A 21723-nucleotide genomic window follows, 5' to 3' on the forward strand; every position below is an offset into this window, starting at 1 on the left:
CGCGCCGGGCGGACCGGCGCCGGGTTGGTCAGTGGATGCTGCGCGGCTTGGTCGGCGAGTCGATGTCGGCGGACATGGCATCGATGATGTCCTCGCCGTCTTCGTCCTCGTCGTCCGGGGGGATGGCCCAGAAGAAGCGGTCGGGCACGACGTTGCCCATGCCCGGACGGAAGCCGGAATCCAGCGACTGGTCGAGGAAGGCCAGCGCCTCGGAGACGGCGATGTGCAGCTCCTGCCCGGTGGCCATCAGCGCGGCGATCGAGGCCGAGAGCGTGTCGCCGGCGCCGATGAACGTGGTCTCGAACCGCTCGAACTTCTCGCCCGTGATGGCGCCTTGCGGCGACGAGAGCACGTTGTCCACCTGGTTGTTGGGCAACTGCAGGCCGGTGACGAGGACGTACTGCGTGCCATGCTTGCCGGCGGCGACCGCGAGTTCGCGGGCCGACGGCGGGCGTTCGGAGTCCCAGTCGGGCAGCAGGAAGTCGGTGAGCGTCTTCTGGTTGCCGATCAGCACCAGCGTCTGCGGCAGCACGAGTTCGCGCAGGGCCTCGTGGTAGGACGTGGCCTCGTCCTCGTCGTCCATCCAGGACAGCGTGGGCAGGTAGGTCACCAGCGGCACGTCCGGGTAGTCGGACAGCACCTCGGCCACGGCGCTGACGTTGTCGGCGTTGCCCAGAAAGCCGACCTTCCAGGCGGAGATGGTCACGTCTTCCAGGACGCTGCGGGCCTGCTCGACGACGGTTTCGGGGTCGAGCGGGGTGTGCTCGAAGATCTCGGCCGTGTCGCGCATGACGATGGTGGAGATCACGGGCAGGGCGTGTGCGCCCATGGCGGCGATGGTGGCGATGTCGCCAGCGACACCGCCAGCGCCGGTGGCGTCGCTGGCATTGAAGCTCATCACGCAAGCCGGGGCCGGCAGATCCTGCGGGTCGTCACTGACGATGTCGGTTGCGTTGGGGTTCATCCGGGGCAATTGTTGTCAAGGGTTCCGACTGTTCTCGGACTGTTCTTGTCCTGCGGGCAAGGCCAGTGGCTACAATCTTTGTCCATTGTAGACAAGCTGAACACACGCCGTGAGCCCTTCGAAAACCTGGATGTGTCTGATCTGTGGGTGGATCTATGACGAAGCGACCGGCGATCCGGAGCATGGCCTCGCACCGGGCACGGCCTGGGGGGATGTTCCAATGAACTGGGTCTGCCCGGAATGCGCCGCCCGCAAGGAAGATTTCGAGATGGTCCAAATCTGATCGAGCACTGTCGTGGAACACCTGCCTGACACCCCCACTTCCGGACGTTCCGAACGCGAGCGCCCGGTCACGCGTGTGCTGGTGATCGACGACAGCAACACCATCCGCCGCAGCGCCGAGATCTTCCTGAAGCAGGGCGGCTGCGAGGTCGTGCTGGCCGAGGACGGCTTCGACGCGCTGGCCAAGGTCAGCGACCACCGCCCGGACCTGATCTTCTGCGACATCTTGATGCCGCGGCTCGACGGCTACCAGACCTGCGCCATCCTCAAGCGCAACCCCGAGTTCGCCAACGTGCCGGTCATCATGCTGTCGTCCAAGGACGGGCTGTTCGACAAGGCCCGCGGGCGCATGGTCGGCTCGGAAGACTACCTGACCAAGCCCTTCACCAAGGACCAGTTGCTCCAGGCGGTGCAGTTGCACTGTCGGGTGGTGTCCTGATGGGCGTTGGCCGGACCAGCCCGCGCTGAGTCCGGTTGCGACGACCCGCACCCCAACGACCCGCCATGCCGATACACAACATCCTGTTGGTGGACGACTCCCGGACCGAACTGCATGTCCTGACCGACCTGCTGGTGCGCCAGGGTTTCCGTGTCCGCACGGCCGAGAACGGCGACGAGGCCCTGCGCCGCATCGCCGAGGAAAAGCCCGACCTGATCCTCATGGACGTGGTGATGCCCGGCCAGAACGGCTTCCAGCTCACCCGCACCATCACCCGCGATCCGCGCTACGCCGATGTGCCGGTGATCATGTGCACCAGCAAGAGCCAGGAGACCGACAAGGTCTGGGGCATGCGCCAGGGCGCACGGGATTACGTGGTCAAGCCCGTCAACCCCGACGAGCTGGTCCAGAAGATCCGGGCCTTCGGCTGAACGCCGCGCCGAACGTCCACCACCAGGAGCCCTCATGGCCAACAAGGAAGCACTGAGGGAGTTGCAGGGTCGGCTGGCCGAGCGGCTGCAGGAAGTGCGCAGCATCGAGCACACGGTGGGCTGGCTGGCGGTCGAGTGCGCCGGACACGCCTTCCTGTTTCCGCTGGCCGAAGCGGGCGAGATTTTCCAGCCGGGGTCGCTGCTGAGCGTGCCGCACACCGAGCCGTGGTTCCTCGGGGTGGCGAATCTGCGTGGGGCGCTGACGGGGGTGGTGGACCTGGCCGGATTTCTGGGCTTGCGGGAACGGATCCCGGCCGCGGTGCGCGAGCAGGCGCGGGTCGTGGCCTTCAATCCGGCGCTGGAGCTGAACGCGGCGCTGCTGATCGACAAACTGGCCGGGCTGCGCCACGCCGACCAGATGACCCCGGTGGCAGCGGACGGCCAGCCGCAACCGGATTTCGCCGGCGGGCGCTGGCTCGACACTTCCGGGCGGCTCTGGCAGGAGCTGCGTTTGTCGATGCTGCCGCGCGACGCCCGTTTCCTGCGCATCATCGGCGTGGACTGACAGCGTGAAAGACGAGGCGGGGATGGGGTTCATCGACAAGCTCAAAGGCAAGGGCAAGCACCGGCAGCAGGGCGGGCCGGAGGCGCCGTTGCCGGATGACGAGTCCTACGCCGGCCCGTACACGGTCAGCGACGAGGAGCACGACGACCTGCGCGACACGGTGCAGGATGGCTCGCTCGGCACCACGATCTCGGTGGCCGAAGGCTCCATCATCAGCGAGGCGGCGCCGTCGAGCCTGCAGATGCCTCGCCACGAGCGCCGTCCCGCCTCGGGTGCTGCGCCGCGGCGCGCGCTGCTGGGTGCCCGCGTCCGGCTGCCGTTGATCGGCGGCTGGTCGTCGGACCGGCAGCAGCGGTTTCTGGGCGTGCTGCTGGCGCTGGGCGGCCTGGGGCTGGTGCTGGCGTCGGTGATGGCGGTGCGTTCGGCGGGCGGCAGTTCGGCCCAGATCGGCGCGACGGGGCAGGCGCTTATGCAGTCCCAGCGGCTGGCCAAGGCGGTGCTGCAGGCGCTGGCCGCGCAGCCGCAGGCGTTTGCCGAGGTGCGCGAATCGACGGCGGTGCTGGCCTCCAGCGTGCGCGGCCTGCAGAGCGGCCGGGCCGACAGTGGTCTCCAGGCGGTGTCGCTCACCACGCGCAGCCTGGTCGAGCCGCTGCTGGCCGTGGTGGACAAGACCGAGAAGAACGCCGGCACCGTGCTGGCCCAGGAGCAACTGCTGACCCAGGTCGGCGCTGCCCTCAAGGCGATCAACCGCCAGTCGGGCGAGCTGCTCGACGCGGCCGAGGCGGTGGCCGCGGCCAAGGTGCAGCAGGACGCGCTGCCGACCGAGGTGTCCGCGGCGGGCCGGCTGGTGATGCTGACCCAGCGCATCGGCAAGTCCGCCAACGAGTCGCTCACCGTCGAAGGCGTGTCGCCCGAGGCGCTGTTCCTGCTCGGCAAGGATCTGAACACCTTCCGCGACGTGGCCCGCGGGCTGCTCGATGGCAACCCGGACCTGCGCCTGACCGCCAGCAAGGATCCGCAGGTGCGTGCCCGGCTGGAGGCACTGCTGAAATCGCACGAGGCGCTGCGCACCCACGCCGGCGCCATCCTCGGCAACCTGCAGGGCCTCGTCTCTGCCCGCGAGGCGCAGACGGCCATCCTCGCCGACACCGAAGTGCTGCGGCAAGGGCTGACGCAGGTCCAGGCCAGCGTGGCGTCGGTGGGCGGCATCGGCTGGCTCAATGTCGGGCTGCTGGGGCTGTCGCTGCTGCTCGGGCTGCTGGGCGGGCTGGGGCTGCTGCTGGTGTTCACGGCGGACCAGCGCCAGCGGGCGTCGGTGTCGGACGTGCAGCGTCTCGAAGCCGAACGCCAGGAGCGCGAGGCCAAGCGGGTCAACGACGCCAACCAGGCGGCGATCCTGCGGCTGATGAACGAGCTGCAGACCGTGGCCGAGGGCGACCTGACGCAGCAGGCCACCGTCACCGAAGACATCACCGGCGCCATCGCCGACTCGGTCAACTACACCGTGGAAGAACTGCGCTCGCTGGTCTCGCAGGTGCAGGGCACGGTGGCGCGCGTCACCGACACCACCCAGCAGGTCGAGGCCACCTCCACCGAGCTGCTGGCCGCGTCCGACGAGCAGTTGCGCGAGATCCGCGAGACCGGCGAGGCGGTGCTGCAGATGGCCGGCCGCATCCAGCGTGTCTCGGGCCAGGCGCAGCAGTCGGCCGACGTGGCGCGGCACTCGCTGTCGGCGGCGACCTCCGGGCTGACCGCGGTGCTCGACACCATCGGCGGCATGAACACCATCCGCGAGCAGATCCAGGAAACCTCCAAGCGCATCAAGCGCCTGGGCGAGTCCTCGCAGGAGATCGGCGAGATCACCGAGCTGATTTCCGACATCACCGAGCAGACCAACGTGCTGGCGCTGAACGCCGCGATCCAGGCGGCGTCGGCGGGCGAGGCGGGGCGGGGCTTCTCGGTCGTGGCCGAGGAGGTGCAGCGGCTGGCCGAACGCTCGGGCGACGCGACGCGCCAGATCGCCGTGCTGGTGAAAACCATCCAGACCGACACGGCGGACGCGGTCGTGGCGATGGAGCGTTCGACGCAAGGCGTGGTCGAGGGGGCCAAGCTCTCGGACAACGCCGGTACGGCGCTGACCGAGATCGACCGCATCTCGCGCCAGTTGGCCGAGCTGATCGAGGCCATCTCGTCGCAGGCCCGCCAGGAAGCCGAAAACGCCACCGTCGTGGCGCAGAATATCCAGCACATCTTCGCCGTCACCGAGCAGACCGGCGAGGGCACCCGCTCCACCGCGCAGCTCGTGCGCCAGTTGTCCCGCACGGCCGAGGAATTGCGGCAGTCGGTGGCGCGATTCAAGATCAATTGATCAGTTGATGCCGATGGACCTGCACCACACCGCCGCGCACACCGCCGTGACCGATGACCTCAGCGCCCTGGGCTGGGTGCTGGACGAGTTGCGCAAGACGCTGGAGGCGGCGCACAAGGCGCTGCGCCGCTACCTGCGCGAGGTCGGTGCCGCGGCCGGCTCGGACCTGGACGATGTCGAGCCGGCCATCCTGCGCACCGCCCGGCAGCAGATCCACCAGGGTGTGGGCGCGCTGGAGCTGGTCAACCTGCCCGAGGGGGCGCTGCTGCTGCGCTCGGCGGAACAGTTGGTGCAGCGGTTCGTCGCCAAGCCGCAGCGGCTGGACGCGGCCGGCGTGGAGGCGGTCGAGAAGGCGTCGCTGGCGCTGCTCGACTACCTGGGCCAGAAACTGGCGGGCAAGCCGGTGCAGGCGGTGGGGCTGTTCGCGCAGTGGCGGGTGCTGCTGGAGCTGAATGGCGCCGAGCGCATCCACCCCGCCGATCTCTGGGCGCACGACTGGCGTCTGCGCGAAGTGCCCGATGTCGCGGGCAGCGTGGCCCACCGGGCGGATGCGGCCATGCTTGCCAGCGTCGAGCGTGCCCTGCTCGGGCTGATGCGCCAGAACACGCCCGCGGCGTCGGCGGCGCTGGCGCGCGATTGCGCCAGCCTTGCCCTGGCCGCCGACAGCGCCGAGGAGGCGACGCTGTGGCGGCTGGCTTCGGCGTTTTTCCAGGCGTGGTCGCTCGGGCTGCTGCCGCTGGACATGTTCGTCAAGCGCACTGCGTCCCGCGTCATGGCGCAACTGCGCAGCCGGGCCAAGGGCGAGGAAGGATTTTCGGAGCGGCTGGCGCAAGACCTGCTGTTCTACTGCGCCCGCGCCTGGCCACGCCCTGAGCAGCCGGCGCCCATGCTCGCCGCGGTCCACGCGGCCTACCACCTCGGCCGCTACACCCCGCTCGACTACAACACGCCGGGCTACGGCCGCAGCGACCCGGCGCAGGTGCAGCAGACCCGCAAGCGCGTGAAATCGGCCAAGGACGCCTGGAGCCTGGTCTCCTCGCCGGAAGCCTTCCGCGATCCGCACCGCAGCGTCCCCCTGCTGGACGTGTTCACCCTGGTGGGTGAATCGATCAGCCGGCTCTACGAGGACGGCGGCCAGCTCGCCCGCGCACTGGGCGCTGCCGCCACCACCGTCGTGCGCAGCAACCGGCCGCCAGGGCCGGAGCTTGGCATGGAGGTCGCCACCAGCCTGCTCTACCTGGAGGCGGCGCTCGACGAGTCCGATGTGGACCGCACCGGCCACGCCGACCACGCCGTGCGGCTGGCCGAACGTATCGACCGCGTGACCGCTGGTCAGCGTTCGCAGCCGCTGGAACCCTGGATGGAGGCGCTCTACCGCCGTGTCAGCGAGCGCCTCACGCTCGGCAGCGTGGTGCAGGAGCTGCGCGCCACGCTCGGCGAGGTGGAGCAGCAGATCGACCAGTTCTTCCGCAGCCCGCAGGAGAGCGGGTTGCTGGCGGGGGTGCCGGGCTTGCTGGGTTCGATGCGCGGCGTGCTGTCGGTGCTGGGCATCGAGGGGGCGATCCAGACGCTGCACCGGATGCGCGAGGACGTGGAGCACCTGCTGCACAGCGAGCACCAGCCGCAGGATCCACGCACCCTCAGCGCCTTCCAGCGGCTGGCGGCCAACCTGGGGGCGCTGGGCTTCCTGATCGACATGCTGAACGTGCAGCCGGTCGTGGCGAAGTCGCTGTTCCAGTTCGATCCGCTGCTGGGCGTGCTCTCGCCGGTGATGGGCCGCTCGGTGGTGACGGCCGACGTGATCAGCCGCGCCGAGGCCATCGCCGACGCGGTGCAGAACGGGCTGGTGTCGCGCGAAGCGGTGGCCGCCGAGCTGCAGGCGCTGCAGAACGATGCCCAGGTCGCGGCGCTGCCCGCCCTGGCCGCCCGCCTGAACGCTGCCCGCCTGGCGCTCGACCACGACGAGGACCATGCCCAGGTGCTGCAGGAAATGCAGGACTTCGTCGCGACCGCCACCGCGCCGCTGGGGCTGGACCCGCTCGGCCCGCCGCTGACCTCGCGTCCGCCGGCGCCGAATCCGCTGGACATGCCCGTTTTCCAGCCCACCGGCCTGGAAGACGACGACGAGATGCGCGAGGTCTTCCTGGAGGAGTCCCGCGAGGTGGTGCTCGAAGGCCATGCCACGCTCGATGCCCTGGCCCAGACCCCCGCCAACCTGCCGCTGCTCACCCACCTGCGCCGCGCTTTCCACACGCTCAAGGGCAGTGCGCGCATGGTCGGCTTCAACGCCTTCGGCGAAGCGGCCTGGTCGTGCGAGCAGCTCTACAACCACTGGCTGGCCGAGCAGACGCCCGCCAGCCCCGATCTGCGCACCTTCACCGGTGATGCCCTGCGCTACTTTGGCGCCTGGACCGAGGCGATCGGTCGCCGCGACGCGAGCGACTTCCTGCCCGAGCCGGTGATGGCCGGCGCCGAGGTGCTGCGCCAGGCGGGCGAGCTGATGCGGGTGTGCCTGCCGGGGCAGTCGATGCCGCCGGCGCCGCCGCCCGCCGGTTCCGGGTCGGGTGCGGGTTCACGCTGGGGGGGGCTGTCCGAGGGCGGACAGGTCGATCTGGAGGTGCCGTTCGACGAGCCCGTCCGGCCGTTGATGGAGCCGCTGCAGGCCACGCGGCCGATGGAGCTTGGCGGGGCCATGTGGCGCGCGCCAGAGCGGCAGGAGGCGCCGATGCTCATCGACCTGCCGCTGGACTTCAGCCCGCCGGCGGTCGATGTCTCGTTCGACGATTTCGAGCTGCCGGACGGGCTGGTCGAGCGCATCGAGGTCGGTTTGCCCGAACTGGACGACGAGCACCACAGTTGGCGCGCACCGCTGCAGACCACCACCTCCTCGGCCCACGCGACCCTGAGCGGCCCGTTGCCCGAGGCCAATCTGGTCCGTCCGCCCGAGCCGCTGCCGGACATCGAACGCCTCGATCTGGGCCACCCGGCGGAGCCATCCGGGCCACCGGAACAGCCAGAACCGCCCGTGCTGCCCGAGTTGCCTGTGTTGCCCATGGCCGACGTGATCGACCTGGACGGTGTGCGCGCCCAGATCGCCGCGGACGTGCTGCGCGCTGCGCAGCCCGACCGGCAAGGCGACGACGACCAGATCAAGGTCATCGGCCCGCTGCGCCTGCAGATTCCGCTGTTCAACATCTACCTCAACGAGGCGGACGAGGTCTCGCGCCGCCTGGGCACCGAGCTGACGCTGTGGGCGATGGAGCTGCCGCGCCTGCTGGGCGACGAGGCCGTGACCTTGGCGCACACGCTGGCCGGCAACTCGGCCACCGTCGGCTTCACCGAACTCGCCCACCTGGCCCGCACGCTGGAGCACGCGCTGAACCAGGCGCTGGCGCTGCAGGCCACCAGCGCGATCGACCCGGCCGAGGCCGAGCTGTTCGTCATGGTCAGCGACGACATCCGCCGGCTGCTGCACCAGTTCGCGGCGGGTTTCCTGCAGACCGCGTCGCCGCTGGTCAGCGAGCGGCTGCAGGCGTGGAGCCACGCCGTCCAGCAGCGACTGCTGTCCGACAGCCAAGCCGGACCCGAGGTGGCTGCACCTGCACCTGCACCTGCCCCTGCCCCTGCCCCTGCATCTGCTCCCATTCCCGTACCCCCGCCGATCGCCACGCCCGCGATCGACCACGAATTCGACGCTGACATCGACCAGCTCGACCAGGTCGATGCCGACCTGTTCCCGATCTTTGCCGAGGAAGCCCAGGAGCTGTTGCCCCGGCTGGAGTCCCAGGTCGCCGCGTGGCTGCACCACCCCGCCCACACCGGCGCCTCGACCGCCTGCATGCGGACGCTGCACACCTTCAAGGGCAGCGCCCGGCTGGCCGGGGCGATGCGCCTGGGCGAGCTGGCGCACCGCTTCGAGTCGGCGGTCGAGTCGCTGCTGGCGGGCGGCGTGGCCGCATCGGGGGCTGGGCTGGCGGTGCTGGCCCAGCGGGTGGATGCGCTGGTGGCGGCGTTCGAGGCGCTGCGCGAGCGGCAGTCGATGCCCGCGTCCACGATCGTCGCCGCGCCCTGGGCCCAGACCACGCTCACCCCGCCGCGCCCGCTGTCCGACGAATCCCGCCGGCCCGCTGCGCCCACGCCCGGCGCTGCTGCGCGGGCGGCCACCACGGCCACCGTGCTGCTGCCCGCCGATGCGGCAGGGGCGGGTGGCATCGACTGGTCCCGCTTCATCGCCCCTGCGGGCGGCGTGCCGGTCGTGCCGCCCGAGCGCGTGGTGCTCAATCCGCAGCCGGTGCGGGTGCGGGCGGCGCTGCTGGACCGGCTGGTCAACCTGGCCGGCGAGGTCAGCATCACCCGCTCGCGTCTCGACGCCGAAATCGGCCACATCCGCAGCTCCCTGGGCGACCTCACCGACAACCTGGAGCGCCTGAGCCGGCAGTTGCACGACGTGACGCTGCAGGCCGACACCCAGCTTGAATCGCGCCGCGAGGCGGCCCGCGCCGCGGCGCAGGAGTTTGATTCGCTCGAACTCGACCGCTACACCCGGCTGCAGGAGTTGACGCGGATGATGGCCGAGTCGGTCAACGACGTGGCCACCGTGCGCAGCGCGCTGCAGCGGACCCTCCAGACCGCCGAGGACGAACTCGCCGTGCAGGCCCGCCTGACCCGCGAACTGCAGGGCGACCTGCTGCGCACGCGCATGGTCGAGTTCGAGAGCCTGTCCGAGCGCCTGTACCGCGTCGTGCGGCTGGCGGCCAAGGAGGTCGGCAAGCAGGTGCGCTTCGACATCGTGGGTGGTGGGGTCGAGGTGGACCGTGGCGTGCTGGACCGCATGACCGCCGCCTTCGAGCACCTGCTGCGCAACGGCGTCACCCACGGCATCGAGGCACCCGAGCAGCGCGTGGCCGCGGGCAAGGACGCCATCGGCAGCATCACGATGACGCTGGTGCAGGAGGGCAACGAGGTCTGCGTCGAGCTGCGCGACGACGGTGCCGGGCTGGACCTGGGCCGCATCCACGCCCGCGCGGTGGCGATGGGGCTGGTCCCCGCCGATGCCGTGGTCGCGGACGCGGCGCTGGCGGACCTGATCTTCGCGCCGGGGCTGTCCACGGCGGCGGTGCTGTCCGAGGTGGCGGGGCGCGGGGTCGGCATGGATGTCGTCAAGTCGGACGTGCAGTCGCTGGGCGGGCGCATCGAGATCCGCTCCGAGGCCGGCCGGGGCACCTGCTTCAAGCTGGTGCTGCCGCTGACGACCGTGGTGACGCAGGTGGTGATCCTGCGGGCGGGCACGCGCTCGATCGCCGTGCCGTCCAACCTGATCGAGCTGGTCCAGCGCGCGCCGGGCGAGCGCGTGGTGCAGGCGTACCACGAAGGCCAATATGCCTACGCTGGCCAGACGCTGCCGTTCTACTGGCTCGGGGCGCTGCTCGACCACCCGGGCCGCAGCCTGGAGATGAGCGGGCGGACGCTGCCGGTGGTCATCGTGCGTTCGGCGCAGCAGCGGGTGGCGCTGCATGTGGACGACGTGCTGGGCAACCACGAAGTCGTGGTGAAGAACCTGGGCGCGCAACTGGCGCGGGTGCCGGGGCTGGCGGGCATGACGCTGCTGGCCTCCGGGGCGGTGGCGCTGATCTACAACCCGGTCGCGCTGGCGGCGGTCTACGGCCTGCGGGCGCAGCGGCTGATGCAGGTCGCCGCCCTCACCGGCCCGGACGACCATGCACCGGTCGAGCTGGCCCGACCGGCGCCACTGGTGCTGGTGGTGGACGATTCGCTCACCGTGCGCCGCATCACCAAGCGCCTGCTGGAGCGCGAGGGCTACCGCGTGGCACTCGCCAAGGATGGCCTGGAGGCGCTGGATCTGCTGGCGGGCGAGCGGCCGGTGGTCGTGCTGTCGGACATCGAGATGCCGCGCATGGACGGCTTCGACCTGCTGCGCAACATCCGCAGCGATGCCCGGCTGGCGGGGCTGCCGGTGGCGATGATCACCTCGCGCATCGCCAGCAAGCACCGCGATCTGGCGCTCGAACTCGGTGCCAGCCACTACCTCGGCAAACCCTACAGCGAAGACGAGCTGCTGCGCCTGATCGCGTCGCACACCCGCCCATGAGTCAGCGCCCGGCCCCGCCCGACCTGCTCGACACGGTGCTGGCGATGACCCGCAGCCGCGAGCGGGCCGAGGTCGATGCGCTCCTGCTGGCCGCGCTGGGGGCGCGGACGGATGCCATGCGGGTGCGGCTGTGGCGGGTGAAGGGCGAGGCGGGCAGCGCGCAGCACTGGATGCTGTGCGGCGAGCAGCACCCTGGCCACGCGGGCGTCACCCTGGCCGAGCGCCTCGACGATGCCGCCCGCACGCTGGTGCCGTGGCACGACCGGCCGGATCTGGTGCGCTGCGCGGAGGCGGGTGTGGCGCTCACCACGGCGCTCACCACGGCGCAGACCGCGGCACCGGGCTGGCACACCGGTTGGCCGCTGTTCACCGACGAAGGCGACGCGCTCGACGGGCTGGTGGAGCTGGACACGGCGGCTCCGCCGGACGTGGCCGCCCACACCGAGGTGCAGCGCCTGCTCCAGGCCCACCGCAACGTGCTCGGCCTGCTCGACTACAGCGAGCGCGACACGCTGACCCGGCTGCTCAACCGCAAGCGGTTCGATACCGCCTTCATGCACGCCACGGTGGCCGAAGCCCGCCGCATCTACGGCGCCCCTGACGACGACAGCCAGACGCCAGACCGCCGCGCCGGGGTGGTCGTGCGCCGACACTGGCTCGGCGTCATCGACATCGACCACTTCAAGCTCGTCAACGACCGCTTCGGCCACACCGTCGGCGACGAGGTGCTGTCGATCGTGGGGCGCATCATGGAGTCGGTGTTCCGCTTCGACGACCAGCTCTACCGCTTTGGTGGCGAGGAGTTCGTGGTGCTGCTGACCGCCCGCGGCGAGGCCGGTGCGATGACGGCGTTCGAGCGGTTCCGCCATGCGATCGCGTCCTGCGACTTCCCGGCGATCCACCACGTCACGGTCAGCATCGGTTTCAGCGACGTGCGCCCTGGCGACACCCCGCAAGCCTGCTTCGACCGCGCCGACAAGGCGGTCTACCACGGCAAGACGAACGGCCGGAACCAGACCCATTCCCACGAGGTGCTGGTGGCCCAGGGGCTGATCGAGGACACCAGCCACTGCGGCGAAATCGAGTTGTTCTGAGGACGGGCCGGCGTGCCGCGGTGCGTCGGATTCAGGTCTTGTGCAATGGCTTCTTGACCGCATCGAACCGCGCCAGCGTCGCCACCCGCGCCTCCTCATGCACGACCACCGGCGCCGGATACGTCTTCCCCAGTTCCACCCCCGCCGCCAGCCGCTCCATCGGTTTGGCTTCCCACGGCGCATGGACCGCGTCGTCGTCCAGCCCGGCAATCTCCGGCACGTAGCGGCGGATGAAGCGCCCGGCCGCGTCGAACTTCCGGCTCTGCGTCATCGGGTTGAAGATGCGGAAATACGGCTGGGCATCGCAGCCGGTCGAGGCCGCCCACTGCCAGCCGCCGTTGTTCGCCGCCAGATCGAAGTCGTTCAGGTGCAGCGCGAAATACGCTTCGCCCCGCCGCCAGTCGATGCCGAGGTGCTTGGTCAGGAAACTCGCCGCCACCATGCGCAGCCGGTTGTGCATGTAGCCGGTCTGGTTGAGCTGGCGCATCGCGGCGTCCACGAGCGGATAGCCCGTGCGGCCCTCGCACCAGGCGGCGAAGAGCGCGTCGGCGTGCTTGCCATGCTCCCATTTCACGGCGTCGTAGTCCGGCTTGAAGCAGTGGCTGACCACGCGCGGGTGGTGGTGCAGGATCTGGTGGTAGAAATCGCGCCAGACCAGCTCCGACAGCCAGACCTCCGCCCCCCGCGAGCCGCCGACCATGCGCTCGTGCGCCAGCCGGGCGAGCTGGCGGATCGACACCGTGCCGAAGCGCAGGTGGACGCTCAGGTAGCTTGGGCCTTTCACGGCCGGGAAATCGCGGGTGTCGGCGTAGTGGTCGATGCGCTCCAGGAAGTCGAGCAGCAGGTGGGCGCCACCACTGGCCCCAGGGTGCAGCCGGGCGGCCATGTCGGTGGGCAGGAAACCGAGGTCCGACAGGCTGGGAGCACCCCGGTCGAGCGCAGCGGGCACCGCGGCCAGGGCGTGGGCATGGCGCTCGATGGGGTAGGCGCGCAGGTAGAACGGGTCGAGCTTGCGCAGCCAGGCGTTCTTGTAGGGCGTGAAGACCGAGAACGGCGTCCCCCCGGCGGTCATCACCTCGTCGCGCTCGAAGATCACCTGGTCCTTCCAGCTCAGGAACGAGATGCCCGCCTCCGCCAGCGCGCCGCGCACCTTGGCGTCCCGCGCCACTGCGGCTGGCTCGTCGTCACGGTTGACGTGAACCGCCTGCACCCGCAGCGCCTGCGCCAGCGCCGGGATCTCGCTGCGCGGATCACCGTGGCGCACCAGCAGCCCGCCGCCGCGCTCGCGCAGCAGCCGGTCGAGTTCGGCCACGCTGTGCCAGATGAACTCGACCCGCCGGTCGGCGCGGGGCAGGGCGTCGAGGATGGTGGTGTCGAAGACGAAGACGCACCAGACCTGCCGGGCGTGGCGCAAGGCGCGGTGCAGCGCGGCGTGGTCGTCCAGGCGCAGGTCACGGCGGAACCAGACCAGCGTGCGGTCCACGGGGTCCAGGCGAGGGGAGGGCGGGAGCGTGTGCATGTCCGCCAGTTTGCGCGATCGGTACAATCCGCGCCATGTCCGCTCCTGCCCTTGGTCGCATCAATCTCACCAACCAGTTTCTGATCGCCATGCCCGGCATGGCCGACGACAGCTTCGCCGGCTCGGTCGTCTACCTCTGCGAGCACACCGAACGCGGTGCCCTCGGACTGGTGATCAACAAACCCATCGACATCACCGTCAGCCACCTGTTCGAGCGCGTGGACATGCCGCTCGACCGCCCCGATCTGGCCGACAAGCCGGTGTACTACGGCGGCCCGGTGCAGACCGAGCGCGGCTTCGTGCTCCACGAGCGGCAAGCCGACGACCACGCCCCCTACACCTCGTCGCTGTCCGTCCCCGGCGGCTTGGCGATGACGACCAGCCGCGACGTGCTGGAAGCCATCTCCGGCGGCGACGGCCCCAAGCGCGTGCTCATCACCCTCGGCTACGCGGGCTGGGGCGCCGGGCAGCTCGAAGACGAGATGGCCCGCAACGGCTGGCTCAACGTGGACGCCGACCCCGCCGTCATTTTCGACACCCCCGTCGAGCAGCGTTACCACCGCGCGCTGGCGCTGCTGGGCGTCGATCCGGCGATGCTGTCGCACGACGCGGGCCACGCATGACCATGGCGGACACCCCGCCCGCGCGCCCGTCGCCACCGTCCCGTCTGCCGCAGACCTTCCTTGCCTTCGATTACGGACTCAAGCGCACCGGCGTGGCCAGCGGCAACCGCCTGCTCGGCCACGGCACCCCGCTGACGACGGTCACGGCCGAAGGCGATGCCCGCTTCGTGAAGATCGCGGCGCTGATCCACGAGTGGCAGCCGGACGCCCTGGTCGTCGGTGTCCCCTTCCACCCGGACGGCGCCGCCCACGACAATACCCGCCGCGCGCAACGCTTCGCCCGGCAGTTGCAGGGGCGCTTCGGTCTGCCCGTGTTCAGCGTCGATGAGCGTTACAGCACCACCGAGGTGCTGGCCAGCGGCGCCCGCGATGCCGACGCCGCCGCCGCCGCGCTGCTGCTGACCCAGTACCTGGATGAACAAGAACGAAAGGAACCCCGATGAGTCTGCACCTTGACGCCGAGGCGCTCTACACCGAGCTGCTGGCCGGCGTGCGTGCCTTGATCGTGCCGGACGTGGTGCTGGTGGGCGTGTGGTCGGGGGGCGCGTGGCTGGCCGAGCGGCTGCAGCGCGACCTCGGCCTGGCGACACCGCACGGCGTGATCTCCAGCACCCTGCACCGCGACGACTTCAGCTCCCGCGGCCTGGGTTCGACCACGGATGCGACGAACCTGCCCTTTTCGGTGGACGGCCGCCCGATCGTGCTGATCGACGACGTGCTCTACACCGGCCGCACCATCCGCGCTGTCATCAACGAGCTGTTCGACTTCGGGCGGCCGGCGTCGGTGCAGCTCGCGGTGCTGGTCGATCGGGGCGGGCGCCAGTTGCCGATCCAGCCGGCGTATGCCGCGGCGCGTCTGGCGCTGCCGGCCACGCAGCAGCTCGCGCTCGACCGCGACGACGCCGGCCAGTTCCGCTTCACCGTTCAGGACATTCAGGACACCAAGGAGGCCCGCTGATGCTGTCGCGCCGCAACCCCCAGCTCAACAAGCACGGCGAGCTGATCCACCTGCTGTCGATCGAAGGTCTGCCCAAGCCGGTGCTGCACCACATCCTCGACACGGCGAGCACCTTCCTCTCGGTCAGTGACCGCGAGGTGAAGAAGGTGCCGCTGCTGCGCGGCAAGTCGGTGTTCAACCTGTTCTTCGAGAACTCGACCCGCACCCGCACCACCTTCGAGATCGCCGCCAAGCGCCTGAGCGCGGACGTGATCAACCTCGACATCGCCAAGTCGAGCGCGGCCAAGGGCGAGAGCCTGCTCGACACGATCGCCAACCTGTCCGCGATGCACGCCGACATGTTCGTGGTCCGCCACAGCGAGTCGGGCGCCCCGTACCTGATCGCCCAGCACTGCGCCCCGCACGTCCACGTCGTCAACGCCGGCGACGGCCGCCACGCGCACCCCACGCAGGGGCTGCTCGACATGTACACGATCCGCCACTACAAGAAGGACTTCACCAACCTGCGCGTGGCGATCGTCGGCGACATCGTGCATTCGCGGGTCGCGCGTTCGGACATCCATGCGCTGACGACGCTCGGTGTGCCGGAAATCCGCGCCGTCGGGCCGAAGACGCTGGTGCCGGGCGACCTGCGCGAAATGGGCGTGCGCGTCTGCCACGACATGGCCGAAGGCATCCGGGATGCCGACGTGATCATCATGCTGCGGCTGCAGAACGAGCGCATGACCGGTGCGATGCTGCCGAGCGCGGGCGAGTTCTTCAAGAGCTACGGCCTGACTGAAGCCAAGCTCGCGCTGGCCGCGCCGGACTGCATCGTCATGCACCCCGGCCCGATCAACCGCGGCGTGGAGATCGACTCGTCGGTGGCGGATGGGCGGCACAGCGTGATCCTGCCGCAGGTGACGTTCGGCATCGCCGTGCGCATGGCCGTCATGTCGATCATTGCGGGGAACGAAGCATGAAGATCCTGATCCAGAACGGCCGCGTGATCGACCCAGCCTCCGGGCGCGACGAAATCACCGAAGTGGCGATCGCCGCCGGCCGCATCGTCGGCATCGGCCGCACGCCCGCCGATTTCCACCCGAACCGCACGCTTGACGCGACGGGCTGCATCGTCGCGCCGGGACTGGTCGATCTGGCCGCCCGCCTGCGCGAGCCGGGGCAGGAGCAGAAAGGGATGCTGGAGAGCGAGCTGAACGCGGCGGCGGCTGGCGGCGTCACCAGCCTCGTCTGCCCGCCGGACACCGACCCGGCGCTCGACGAACCCGGCCTGGTCGAGATGCTCAAGTTCCGCGCCCGCAAGCTCAGCTTGTGCCGGCTGTTCCCGCTGGGCGCGCTGACCAAGGGACTGAAGGGCGAGACGCTGACCGAGATGGTCGAGCTGACCGAGGCCGGCTGTGTCGGCTTCTCGCAGGCGGACGTGGCGATCCGGGACACGCTGGTGCTGCAGCGGTCGATGCTCTACGCCTCGACCCACGGCTACACGGTGTGGCTGCGCCCGCAGGACTACTGGCTCGGCAAGGGGGTTGCGGCCAGCGGCGGCGTGGCCACGCGCATGGGCCTGTCCGGCGTGCCGGTGGCGGCCGAGACGATCGCGATGCACACGATCTTCGAGCTGATGCGCTCCACGGGGGCGCGGGTCCACCTGTGCCGGCTGTCGAGCGCGGCCGGGGTCGAGCTGCTCCGACGCGCCAAGGCCGAAGGGCTGCCGGTGACCGCCGACGTCAGCATCAACTCGCTGCACCTGACCGAGATCGACATCGGCTACTTCAACCCCGCGATGCGCCTGACGCCGCCGCTGCGCCAGGGCCGCGACCGCGATGCGCTGCGGGCGGCACTGGCCGACGGCACGATCGACGCGCTGGTGTCCGACCACACGCCGGTCGAGGGCGACGCCAAGACGCTGCCCTTCGCGGAAGCCGAGCCGGGCGCGACCGGGCTGGAGCTGCTGCTGAGCATGGCGCTGAAGTGGGGCGCGGATGTCGGCCTGTCGCTGCCGCAGACGCTGGCGCGGGTCACGTCCGAGCCGGTGCGCGTGCTGGGCGATGCGCTCGGCTCGCTGTCGTCGAGCGCGGGGCGGCTGGTCGAGGGCGGTGTGGCCGATGTCTGCGTGTTCGACCCCGAGGCGCTGTGGCCGGTCACGCCGGATGCGCTGGAGAGTCAGGGCAAGTACACGCCGTTCGCCTTCGCCGACACGGGCATGGCGCTGCCCGGCCGTGTCCGCACCACGCTCGTGGCCGGCACCGTCGCGCACGAGACGCGCTGACGTGGCGGTGGCTGGTTTCGGGCGACGCCTGCGCGCGGTCTGGCGGATCGGGCGCATGGCACTGCAGGTGCTGCGCGGCGTCTGGATCGCGTGGCGCGAGTTCGACGGCGCCAGCTCCGCCCACCGCTGTGCCCGCATCCAGCAGTGGTCGGCCGAGATGCTGGCGCTGCTGGGCATCACGCTGCGACCGAGCGGGCACTTTCAGAACGGGCCGCAACTGCTGGCCATCAACCACGTCTCGTGGCTGGACATCATGGCCGTCCACGCCGTCTGTCCGCAGGCCCGCTTCGTGGCCAAGTCGGACGTGAAGGCATGGCCGCTGCTCGGCTGGCTCATCACGCAGGCCGGCACGCTCTTCATCGAGCGCGAGAACAAGCGCGACGCGCTGCGCGTGGTCCACCAGTCGGCCGAGGCGCTCAAGGCGGGCGACACCGTGGCCTTCTTCCCCGAGGGCACCACGTCCGATGGCCACCACCTGCTCCCCTTCCACGCCAACCTGCTGCAGGCGGCGGTGAGCAGCGGGGCACCGGTGCAGCCGATCGCGCTGCGCTTCTCGGAGCCGGGGCACACGGTCAGCCCATCGGCGGCCTACATCGGCGAAACGACGCTGGTGCAAAGTCTCTGGATGATCGCCTGCGCGTCGGGGATCGAGGTCCACGTCAGCGTGCTGGAGCCGGTGTCGTCCGAAGGCGTGGACCGGCGGGCGCTGGTGCAGGCGGTGCGCGGCCAGATCGCCGGGGCGCTGGGCTTGTCCGACGCAGCGCACAATCCGGCTTGAACCGACCCGAGGAATGCCCATGCTCTACAAGTTCAAGTCCAAGGCCGCTGGCGACCTGATCATGACCGCCCCTGTCGGTGACCGCGTGATGAAGCTGGTGGGCCGCGAACCCGCCGCGCAAGGCATCTTCCTGCCTGTGCAGATGCCCGCCGCGATCGCCGCGCTGGAGCACGCCATCGCCGAGGAAGACCGCGCCCGCCGCGACGCCGAGGCCGAAGCCGCCACCGAAGGCCGCACGCTGCCGCCACCCAAAGAGGTCAGTCTGCGCCAGCGAGCGTGGCCGTTGATCGAGATGCTGCGGCGTGCCCATGCCGCCGACCACGACATCGTCTGGGGCGTTTGAAACCGCTGCCTCAGCCCCTGCACCGCAAGGAGACCCGACATGCAACTGTTCAGCGAAACCTTTGTAGACGGCGCGCCCATCCCGCCCTGCTTTGCCGCCGGCCGATCGGATGGCAACAACATCGTCACGTTCGCCAGCAACCTCAGCCCGCACCTTGGGTGGCGTGACCTGCCGGCCGGCACGCGCTCGCTGGTGCTGATCTGCCACGACCCGGACGCGCCCAGCCGGGGGGATGACGTGAACCAGACCGACCGCGAGGTGCCGGCGGACCTGCCGCGGGTGGATTTTTTCCACTGGGTGATGGTCGATCTGCCGCCGACGGTGAACCGCATGCACGAAAGCGAGTTCAGCCAAGGGTTCACCGCACGCGGCAAGCCCGGCCCGGCCACGCGCAACGGCGCCCGCCACGGCCTGAACGACTACACCGGCTGGTTCGCCGGCAATCCTGAGCTGGCCGGTGATTACTTCGGCTACGACGGCCCGTTCCCGCCGTTCAACGACAGCCTGGTTCACCACTACGTGTTCACGCTGTACGCCACCGACCTGGACCGCTGCCCGGTCGAGGGGTCGTTCACGGGGGCGCAGGTGCGGGCGGCGATCGACGGCCATGTGCTCGGCCAGACCAGCCTGACGGGCACCTACACGCTGAACCGCCGCCTGCACACCTGGGGCTGAGCCGGTGATGGGCCACGACCGCAGCACCCGCCTCCTCGCCGTCCGCCACGGCGAGACGGCGTGGAACGTCGATGCCCGCATCCAGGGCCAGCTCGACATTCCCCTGAACGACACGGGTCACTGGCAGGCCGAGCGGGCCGCCGAGGCGCTGGCGGAGGAAGACATCGCGGTGCTGTACTCGTCCGATCTGGTGCGGGCCGCGGCGACGGCGGACGCCATTTCGCGGCGCATCGGTTTGCCGGTGGTCCACGATGCCGGCCTGCGCGAGCGGCACTTCGGGCTGTTCCAGGGCCGCACCGTCGCCGAGGTCGAGGCGATCCACCCGGCGCTGGTCCAACGCTGGAAGTCCCGCGAACCGGATTTCGAGCCGGAGGGCGCCGAGTCGCTGCGGACGTTCTATGCCCGCTCGATCGACACCGCGCACCGGCTGGCTGCGGCGCATCCGGGGCAGACCGTGGTGATGGTGGCGCATGGCGGCGTGCTCGACTGCCTCTACCGCGCCGCCTGCGGCATGCCGATCGAGGCGCCGCGCACCTGGCAACTCGGCAATGCGAGCATCAACCGGCTGTTGTTCACCGGGGAGCGGCTGACGATGGTGGGGTGGGGGGATACGCAGCATCTGGAGGGCGTGGCGCTCGAAGAAAGCAGCGATGGCGGACTCGGGAGCCGTGGCGGGGTGGCGGCGCACGGGTTATCGTGACCTGATCGCTGATCTGTACAGGATATCGAGAAGATGCCTCCACGCAGGATCGGTTTTCTGGATGAAAAGAACACCGTCGAGTTCTCTGAAGATTTCAAGATGACGGAAGACGAATTACTGGAATCCAAGCTTGAAAAACCATCAGAGTGTCTCGTGCGTGAAAATAGTCAATATGCCGAATACATGCTGAGACAGATCAAGGCACTGGATTGGGCTGCTCTGGAAATTACCCAGGACGTGCTCCCGCAGCTTCAGATGTATTGGATGGGCGCTGGTGCTGTTGATCTTGAAGGCATTCGGGACCATCTGTGGGAGTGGGTCGATACCCATGGCGGCCCGAGGCCCACAGGCGACAAAAAAATGATTCTTGTGCGCATGCTGATTTGCTTGGCCTACGAAGACAACCGTGAACTCGAAGGCATGTCCTTCTTCGAGGATCTGATGGCCAAGTACCACTCGATCACGGCTTCGTGATCGGCCCGGCCCGGCCCGGCCCGGCCCGGCCCGGCCCGGCTCCGTCCTTCTGGAATCGCTACTCGCCGAACAAATCACCCGCCGCCCCCAGCGCCCCCGCCTTCGCTGGCGGCGTCACCCCCAGGTGCCGATACGCCGCCAGCGTCGCGATCCGCCCGCGCGGCGTGCGCTGCAGATACCCCTGCTGGATCAGGTAGGGCTCGATCACGTCCTCGATCGTCCCCGAATCCTCGCCGATCGCCGCCGCCACGTTGTCCAGCCCGACCGGCCCGCCGTCAAACCGATGCACGATGGCCTCCAGCACCTTGCGGTCCATCACGTCGAAACCCTTCGGATCGATGTCGAGCATCGTCAGCGCCTTGTCGGCGATCAGCTTGACGATGCGCCCGTCGCCCTTGACCTCGGCGTAGTCGCGCACGCGGCGCAGCAGGCGGTTGGCGATGCGGGGCGTGCCGCGGGAGCGGCGGGCCAGTTCCATCGCGCCTTCCGCATCGATCGGTGCCCCCATCAGCCCGGCCGAGCGCGTGACGATGCGGCAGAGTTCCTCGGGCGTGTAGAACTCCAGCCGCGCCACGATGCCAAATCGGTCGCGCAGCGGGTTGGTCAGCATGCCGGCGCGGGTCGTGGCGCCGACAAGCGTGAAGGGTTGCAGGTCCAACTTGATCGAGCGCGCCGCCGGGCCTTCGCCGATCATGATGTCGATCTGGTAGTCCTCCAGCGCCGGGTACAGGATCTCCTCGACGACCGGGCTGAGCCGGTGGATCTCGTCGATGAAGAGCACGTCGTTCTTCTCCAGGTTGGTCAGCAGCGCCGCCAGATCCTTGGGTTTTTCCAGCACCGGCCCGCTCGTCTGGCGCAGGTTCACGCCGAGTTCGGCCGCGATGATGTGCGACAGCGTGGTCTTGCCGAGACCGGGCGGGCCGAACAGCAGCACATGGTCGAGCGCCTCCGAGCGTTTCTTGGCGGCGCTGATGAAGATTTCGAGCTGCTCGCGGGCCTTGGCCTGGCCGACGTATTCGTCGAGCAGTTTCGGGCGCAGGGCGCGCTCGATCGCCTCTTCCTGGGGTGTGCTGGGGGCGGCGCTGACGATGCGCTTGGAGGGGGCGGGGGCGAAGTCGTCGGTCTGGATGGCCAT

Annotated in this window: 20 protein-coding genes; 17 read left to right on the plus strand and 3 right to left on the minus strand. The window is 69.8% G+C overall.

Annotated features, from left to right (window positions below):
- Positions 1-28 precede the first annotated feature (28 nt).
- Positions 29-964, minus strand: coding sequence for a bifunctional hydroxymethylpyrimidine kinase/phosphomethylpyrimidine kinase (gene thiD, locus QZW52_RS03000; protein WP_293995091.1), 936 nt, complete (start codon positions 962-964; stop codon positions 29-31).
- Between the two features lie 130 nt (positions 965-1094).
- On the opposite strand from thiD, the gene QZW52_RS03005 reads away from it, so the two are divergent.
- The 7 genes from QZW52_RS03005 to QZW52_RS03035 all read left to right on the plus strand — a co-directional run bounded on the left by QZW52_RS03005 (position 1095) and on the right by QZW52_RS03035 (position 12252).
- Positions 1095-1247, plus strand: a complete 153-nt coding sequence (locus QZW52_RS03005) for a rubredoxin (protein WP_293995176.1) — start codon at positions 1095-1097, stop codon at positions 1245-1247.
- Between the two features lie 12 nt (positions 1248-1259).
- A complete protein-coding gene (locus QZW52_RS03010; protein ID WP_293995094.1) occupies positions 1260-1685 on the plus strand; it encodes a response regulator in 426 nt (141 codons plus the stop codon).
- A 65-nt stretch (positions 1686-1750) separates the two neighbouring features.
- On the plus strand, positions 1751-2116 hold the full coding sequence (locus QZW52_RS03015) for a response regulator (RefSeq protein WP_293995097.1): 366 nt from the start codon (positions 1751-1753) through the stop codon (positions 2114-2116).
- A gap of 34 nt (positions 2117-2150) precedes the next feature.
- On the plus strand, positions 2151-2681 hold the full coding sequence (locus tag QZW52_RS03020) for a chemotaxis protein CheW (RefSeq protein ID WP_293995100.1): 531 nt from the start codon (positions 2151-2153) through the stop codon (positions 2679-2681).
- Between the two features lie 22 nt (positions 2682-2703).
- On the plus strand, positions 2704-5049 hold the full coding sequence (locus tag QZW52_RS03025) for a methyl-accepting chemotaxis protein (protein ID WP_293995179.1): 2346 nt from the start codon (positions 2704-2706) through the stop codon (positions 5047-5049).
- A gap of 7 nt (positions 5050-5056) precedes the next feature.
- A complete protein-coding gene (locus tag QZW52_RS03030) occupies positions 5057-11158 on the plus strand; it encodes a hybrid sensor histidine kinase/response regulator (protein ID WP_293995103.1) in 6102 nt (2033 codons plus the stop codon).
- A complete protein-coding gene (locus QZW52_RS03035; RefSeq protein ID WP_293995106.1) occupies positions 11155-12252 on the plus strand; it encodes a GGDEF domain-containing protein in 1098 nt (365 codons plus the stop codon). Before QZW52_RS03030 ends, QZW52_RS03035 begins: the two co-directional genes overlap by 4 nt.
- Before the next feature lie 31 nt (positions 12253-12283).
- On the opposite strand, the gene QZW52_RS03040 is transcribed toward QZW52_RS03035, so the two are convergent.
- Positions 12284-13771, minus strand: a complete 1488-nt coding sequence (locus QZW52_RS03040; protein ID WP_293995108.1) for a cryptochrome/photolyase family protein — start codon at positions 13769-13771, stop codon at positions 12284-12286.
- Between the two features lie 35 nt (positions 13772-13806).
- Here QZW52_RS03040 and QZW52_RS03045 point away from each other — a divergent pair, with 35 nt between their 5' ends.
- Genes QZW52_RS03045 through QZW52_RS03090 form a run of 10 tightly spaced genes read left to right on the plus strand, consistent with a single transcriptional unit; the run spans position 13807 to position 20588 of the window.
- Positions 13807-14394 (plus strand): YqgE/AlgH family protein, encoded by a 588-nt coding sequence (locus QZW52_RS03045; RefSeq protein ID WP_293995111.1) that lies wholly within the window; start codon positions 13807-13809, stop codon positions 14392-14394.
- A 2-nt stretch (positions 14395-14396) separates the two neighbouring features.
- Positions 14397-14837, plus strand: coding sequence for a Holliday junction resolvase RuvX (ruvX, locus tag QZW52_RS03050; RefSeq protein ID WP_293995182.1), 441 nt, complete (start codon positions 14397-14399; stop codon positions 14835-14837).
- Positions 14834-15352, plus strand: coding sequence for a bifunctional pyr operon transcriptional regulator/uracil phosphoribosyltransferase PyrR (pyrR, locus tag QZW52_RS03055; protein ID WP_293995114.1), 519 nt, complete (start codon positions 14834-14836; stop codon positions 15350-15352). The genes ruvX and pyrR overlap by 4 nt, the downstream gene beginning before the upstream one ends.
- Positions 15352-16314: an aspartate carbamoyltransferase catalytic subunit gene (locus QZW52_RS03060; RefSeq protein WP_293995117.1), complete on the plus strand. Its 963-nt coding sequence runs from the start codon at positions 15352-15354 to the stop codon at positions 16312-16314. The genes pyrR and QZW52_RS03060 overlap by 1 nt, the downstream gene beginning before the upstream one ends.
- The gene (locus QZW52_RS03065; RefSeq protein WP_293995120.1) at positions 16311-17618 is read left to right on the plus strand and encodes a dihydroorotase; all 1308 of its coding nucleotides are present in this window, start codon (positions 16311-16313) and stop codon (positions 17616-17618) included. The genes QZW52_RS03060 and QZW52_RS03065 overlap by 4 nt, the downstream gene beginning before the upstream one ends.
- Before the next feature lie 55 nt (positions 17619-17673).
- Positions 17674-18396, plus strand: coding sequence for a lysophospholipid acyltransferase family protein (locus QZW52_RS03070; protein ID WP_293995123.1), 723 nt, complete (start codon positions 17674-17676; stop codon positions 18394-18396).
- A 19-nt stretch (positions 18397-18415) separates the two neighbouring features.
- Positions 18416-18739 (plus strand): DUF1840 domain-containing protein, encoded by a 324-nt coding sequence (locus tag QZW52_RS03075; RefSeq protein ID WP_293995125.1) that lies wholly within the window; start codon positions 18416-18418, stop codon positions 18737-18739.
- A gap of 39 nt (positions 18740-18778) precedes the next feature.
- On the plus strand, positions 18779-19414 hold the full coding sequence (locus QZW52_RS03080; protein ID WP_293995128.1) for a YbhB/YbcL family Raf kinase inhibitor-like protein: 636 nt from the start codon (positions 18779-18781) through the stop codon (positions 19412-19414).
- A gap of 7 nt (positions 19415-19421) precedes the next feature.
- Positions 19422-20114: a histidine phosphatase family protein gene (locus tag QZW52_RS03085; RefSeq protein ID WP_293995131.1), complete on the plus strand. Its 693-nt coding sequence runs from the start codon at positions 19422-19424 to the stop codon at positions 20112-20114.
- Between the two features lie 33 nt (positions 20115-20147).
- The gene (locus QZW52_RS03090; protein ID WP_293995134.1) at positions 20148-20588 is read left to right on the plus strand and encodes a hypothetical protein; all 441 of its coding nucleotides are present in this window, start codon (positions 20148-20150) and stop codon (positions 20586-20588) included.
- Between the two features lie 58 nt (positions 20589-20646).
- On the opposite strand, the gene ruvB is transcribed toward QZW52_RS03090, so the two are convergent.
- Complete coding sequence (gene ruvB / locus QZW52_RS03095) at positions 20647-21723, minus strand: Holliday junction branch migration DNA helicase RuvB (protein ID WP_293995136.1); 1077 nt, start codon at positions 21721-21723, stop codon at positions 20647-20649.

It is taken from the genome of Sphaerotilus sp., from assembly GCF_013299175.1.
In the GTDB taxonomy this organism is placed as follows: Bacteria; Pseudomonadota; Gammaproteobacteria; order Burkholderiales; family Burkholderiaceae_C; genus Sphaerotilus.

What these genes read in the sequence shown, in the direction of transcription:
- ruvX (WP_293995182.1), top strand. Translation starts at nt 14,397, where the DNA reads ATGGCGGACACCCCGCCCGCGCGCCCGTCGCCACCGTCCCGTCTGCCG.
- QZW52_RS03075 (WP_293995125.1), top strand. Translation starts at nt 18,416, where the DNA reads ATGCTCTACAAGTTCAAGTCCAAGGCCGCTGGCGACCTGATCATGACC.
- QZW52_RS03025 (WP_293995179.1), top strand. Translation starts at nt 2,704, where the DNA reads ATGGGGTTCATCGACAAGCTCAAAGGCAAGGGCAAGCACCGGCAGCAG.
- ruvB (WP_293995136.1), bottom strand. Translation starts at nt 21,723, where the DNA reads ATGGCCATCCAGACCGACGACTTCGCCCCCGCCCCCTCCAAGCGCATC.
- QZW52_RS03035 (WP_293995106.1), top strand. Translation starts at nt 11,155, where the DNA reads ATGAGTCAGCGCCCGGCCCCGCCCGACCTGCTCGACACGGTGCTGGCG.
- QZW52_RS03020 (WP_293995100.1), top strand. Translation starts at nt 2,151, where the DNA reads ATGGCCAACAAGGAAGCACTGAGGGAGTTGCAGGGTCGGCTGGCCGAG.
- QZW52_RS03060 (WP_293995117.1), top strand. Translation starts at nt 15,352, where the DNA reads ATGCTGTCGCGCCGCAACCCCCAGCTCAACAAGCACGGCGAGCTGATC.
- QZW52_RS03065 (WP_293995120.1), top strand. Translation starts at nt 16,311, where the DNA reads ATGAAGATCCTGATCCAGAACGGCCGCGTGATCGACCCAGCCTCCGGG.
- QZW52_RS03030 (WP_293995103.1), top strand. Translation starts at nt 5,057, where the DNA reads ATGCCGATGGACCTGCACCACACCGCCGCGCACACCGCCGTGACCGAT.
- QZW52_RS03040 (WP_293995108.1), bottom strand. Translation starts at nt 13,771, where the DNA reads ATGCACACGCTCCCGCCCTCCCCTCGCCTGGACCCCGTGGACCGCACG.
- QZW52_RS03005 (WP_293995176.1), top strand. Translation starts at nt 1,095, where the DNA reads ATGTGTCTGATCTGTGGGTGGATCTATGACGAAGCGACCGGCGATCCG.
- QZW52_RS03090 (WP_293995134.1), top strand. Translation starts at nt 20,148, where the DNA reads ATGCCTCCACGCAGGATCGGTTTTCTGGATGAAAAGAACACCGTCGAG.
- pyrR (WP_293995114.1), top strand. Translation starts at nt 14,834, where the DNA reads ATGAGTCTGCACCTTGACGCCGAGGCGCTCTACACCGAGCTGCTGGCC.
- QZW52_RS03085 (WP_293995131.1), top strand. Translation starts at nt 19,422, where the DNA reads ATGGGCCACGACCGCAGCACCCGCCTCCTCGCCGTCCGCCACGGCGAG.
- QZW52_RS03045 (WP_293995111.1), top strand. Translation starts at nt 13,807, where the DNA reads ATGTCCGCTCCTGCCCTTGGTCGCATCAATCTCACCAACCAGTTTCTG.
- QZW52_RS03015 (WP_293995097.1), top strand. Translation starts at nt 1,751, where the DNA reads ATGCCGATACACAACATCCTGTTGGTGGACGACTCCCGGACCGAACTG.
- QZW52_RS03080 (WP_293995128.1), top strand. Translation starts at nt 18,779, where the DNA reads ATGCAACTGTTCAGCGAAACCTTTGTAGACGGCGCGCCCATCCCGCCC.
- thiD (WP_293995091.1), bottom strand. Translation starts at nt 964, where the DNA reads ATGAACCCCAACGCAACCGACATCGTCAGTGACGACCCGCAGGATCTG.
- QZW52_RS03070 (WP_293995123.1), top strand. Translation starts at nt 17,674, where the DNA reads ATGGCACTGCAGGTGCTGCGCGGCGTCTGGATCGCGTGGCGCGAGTTC.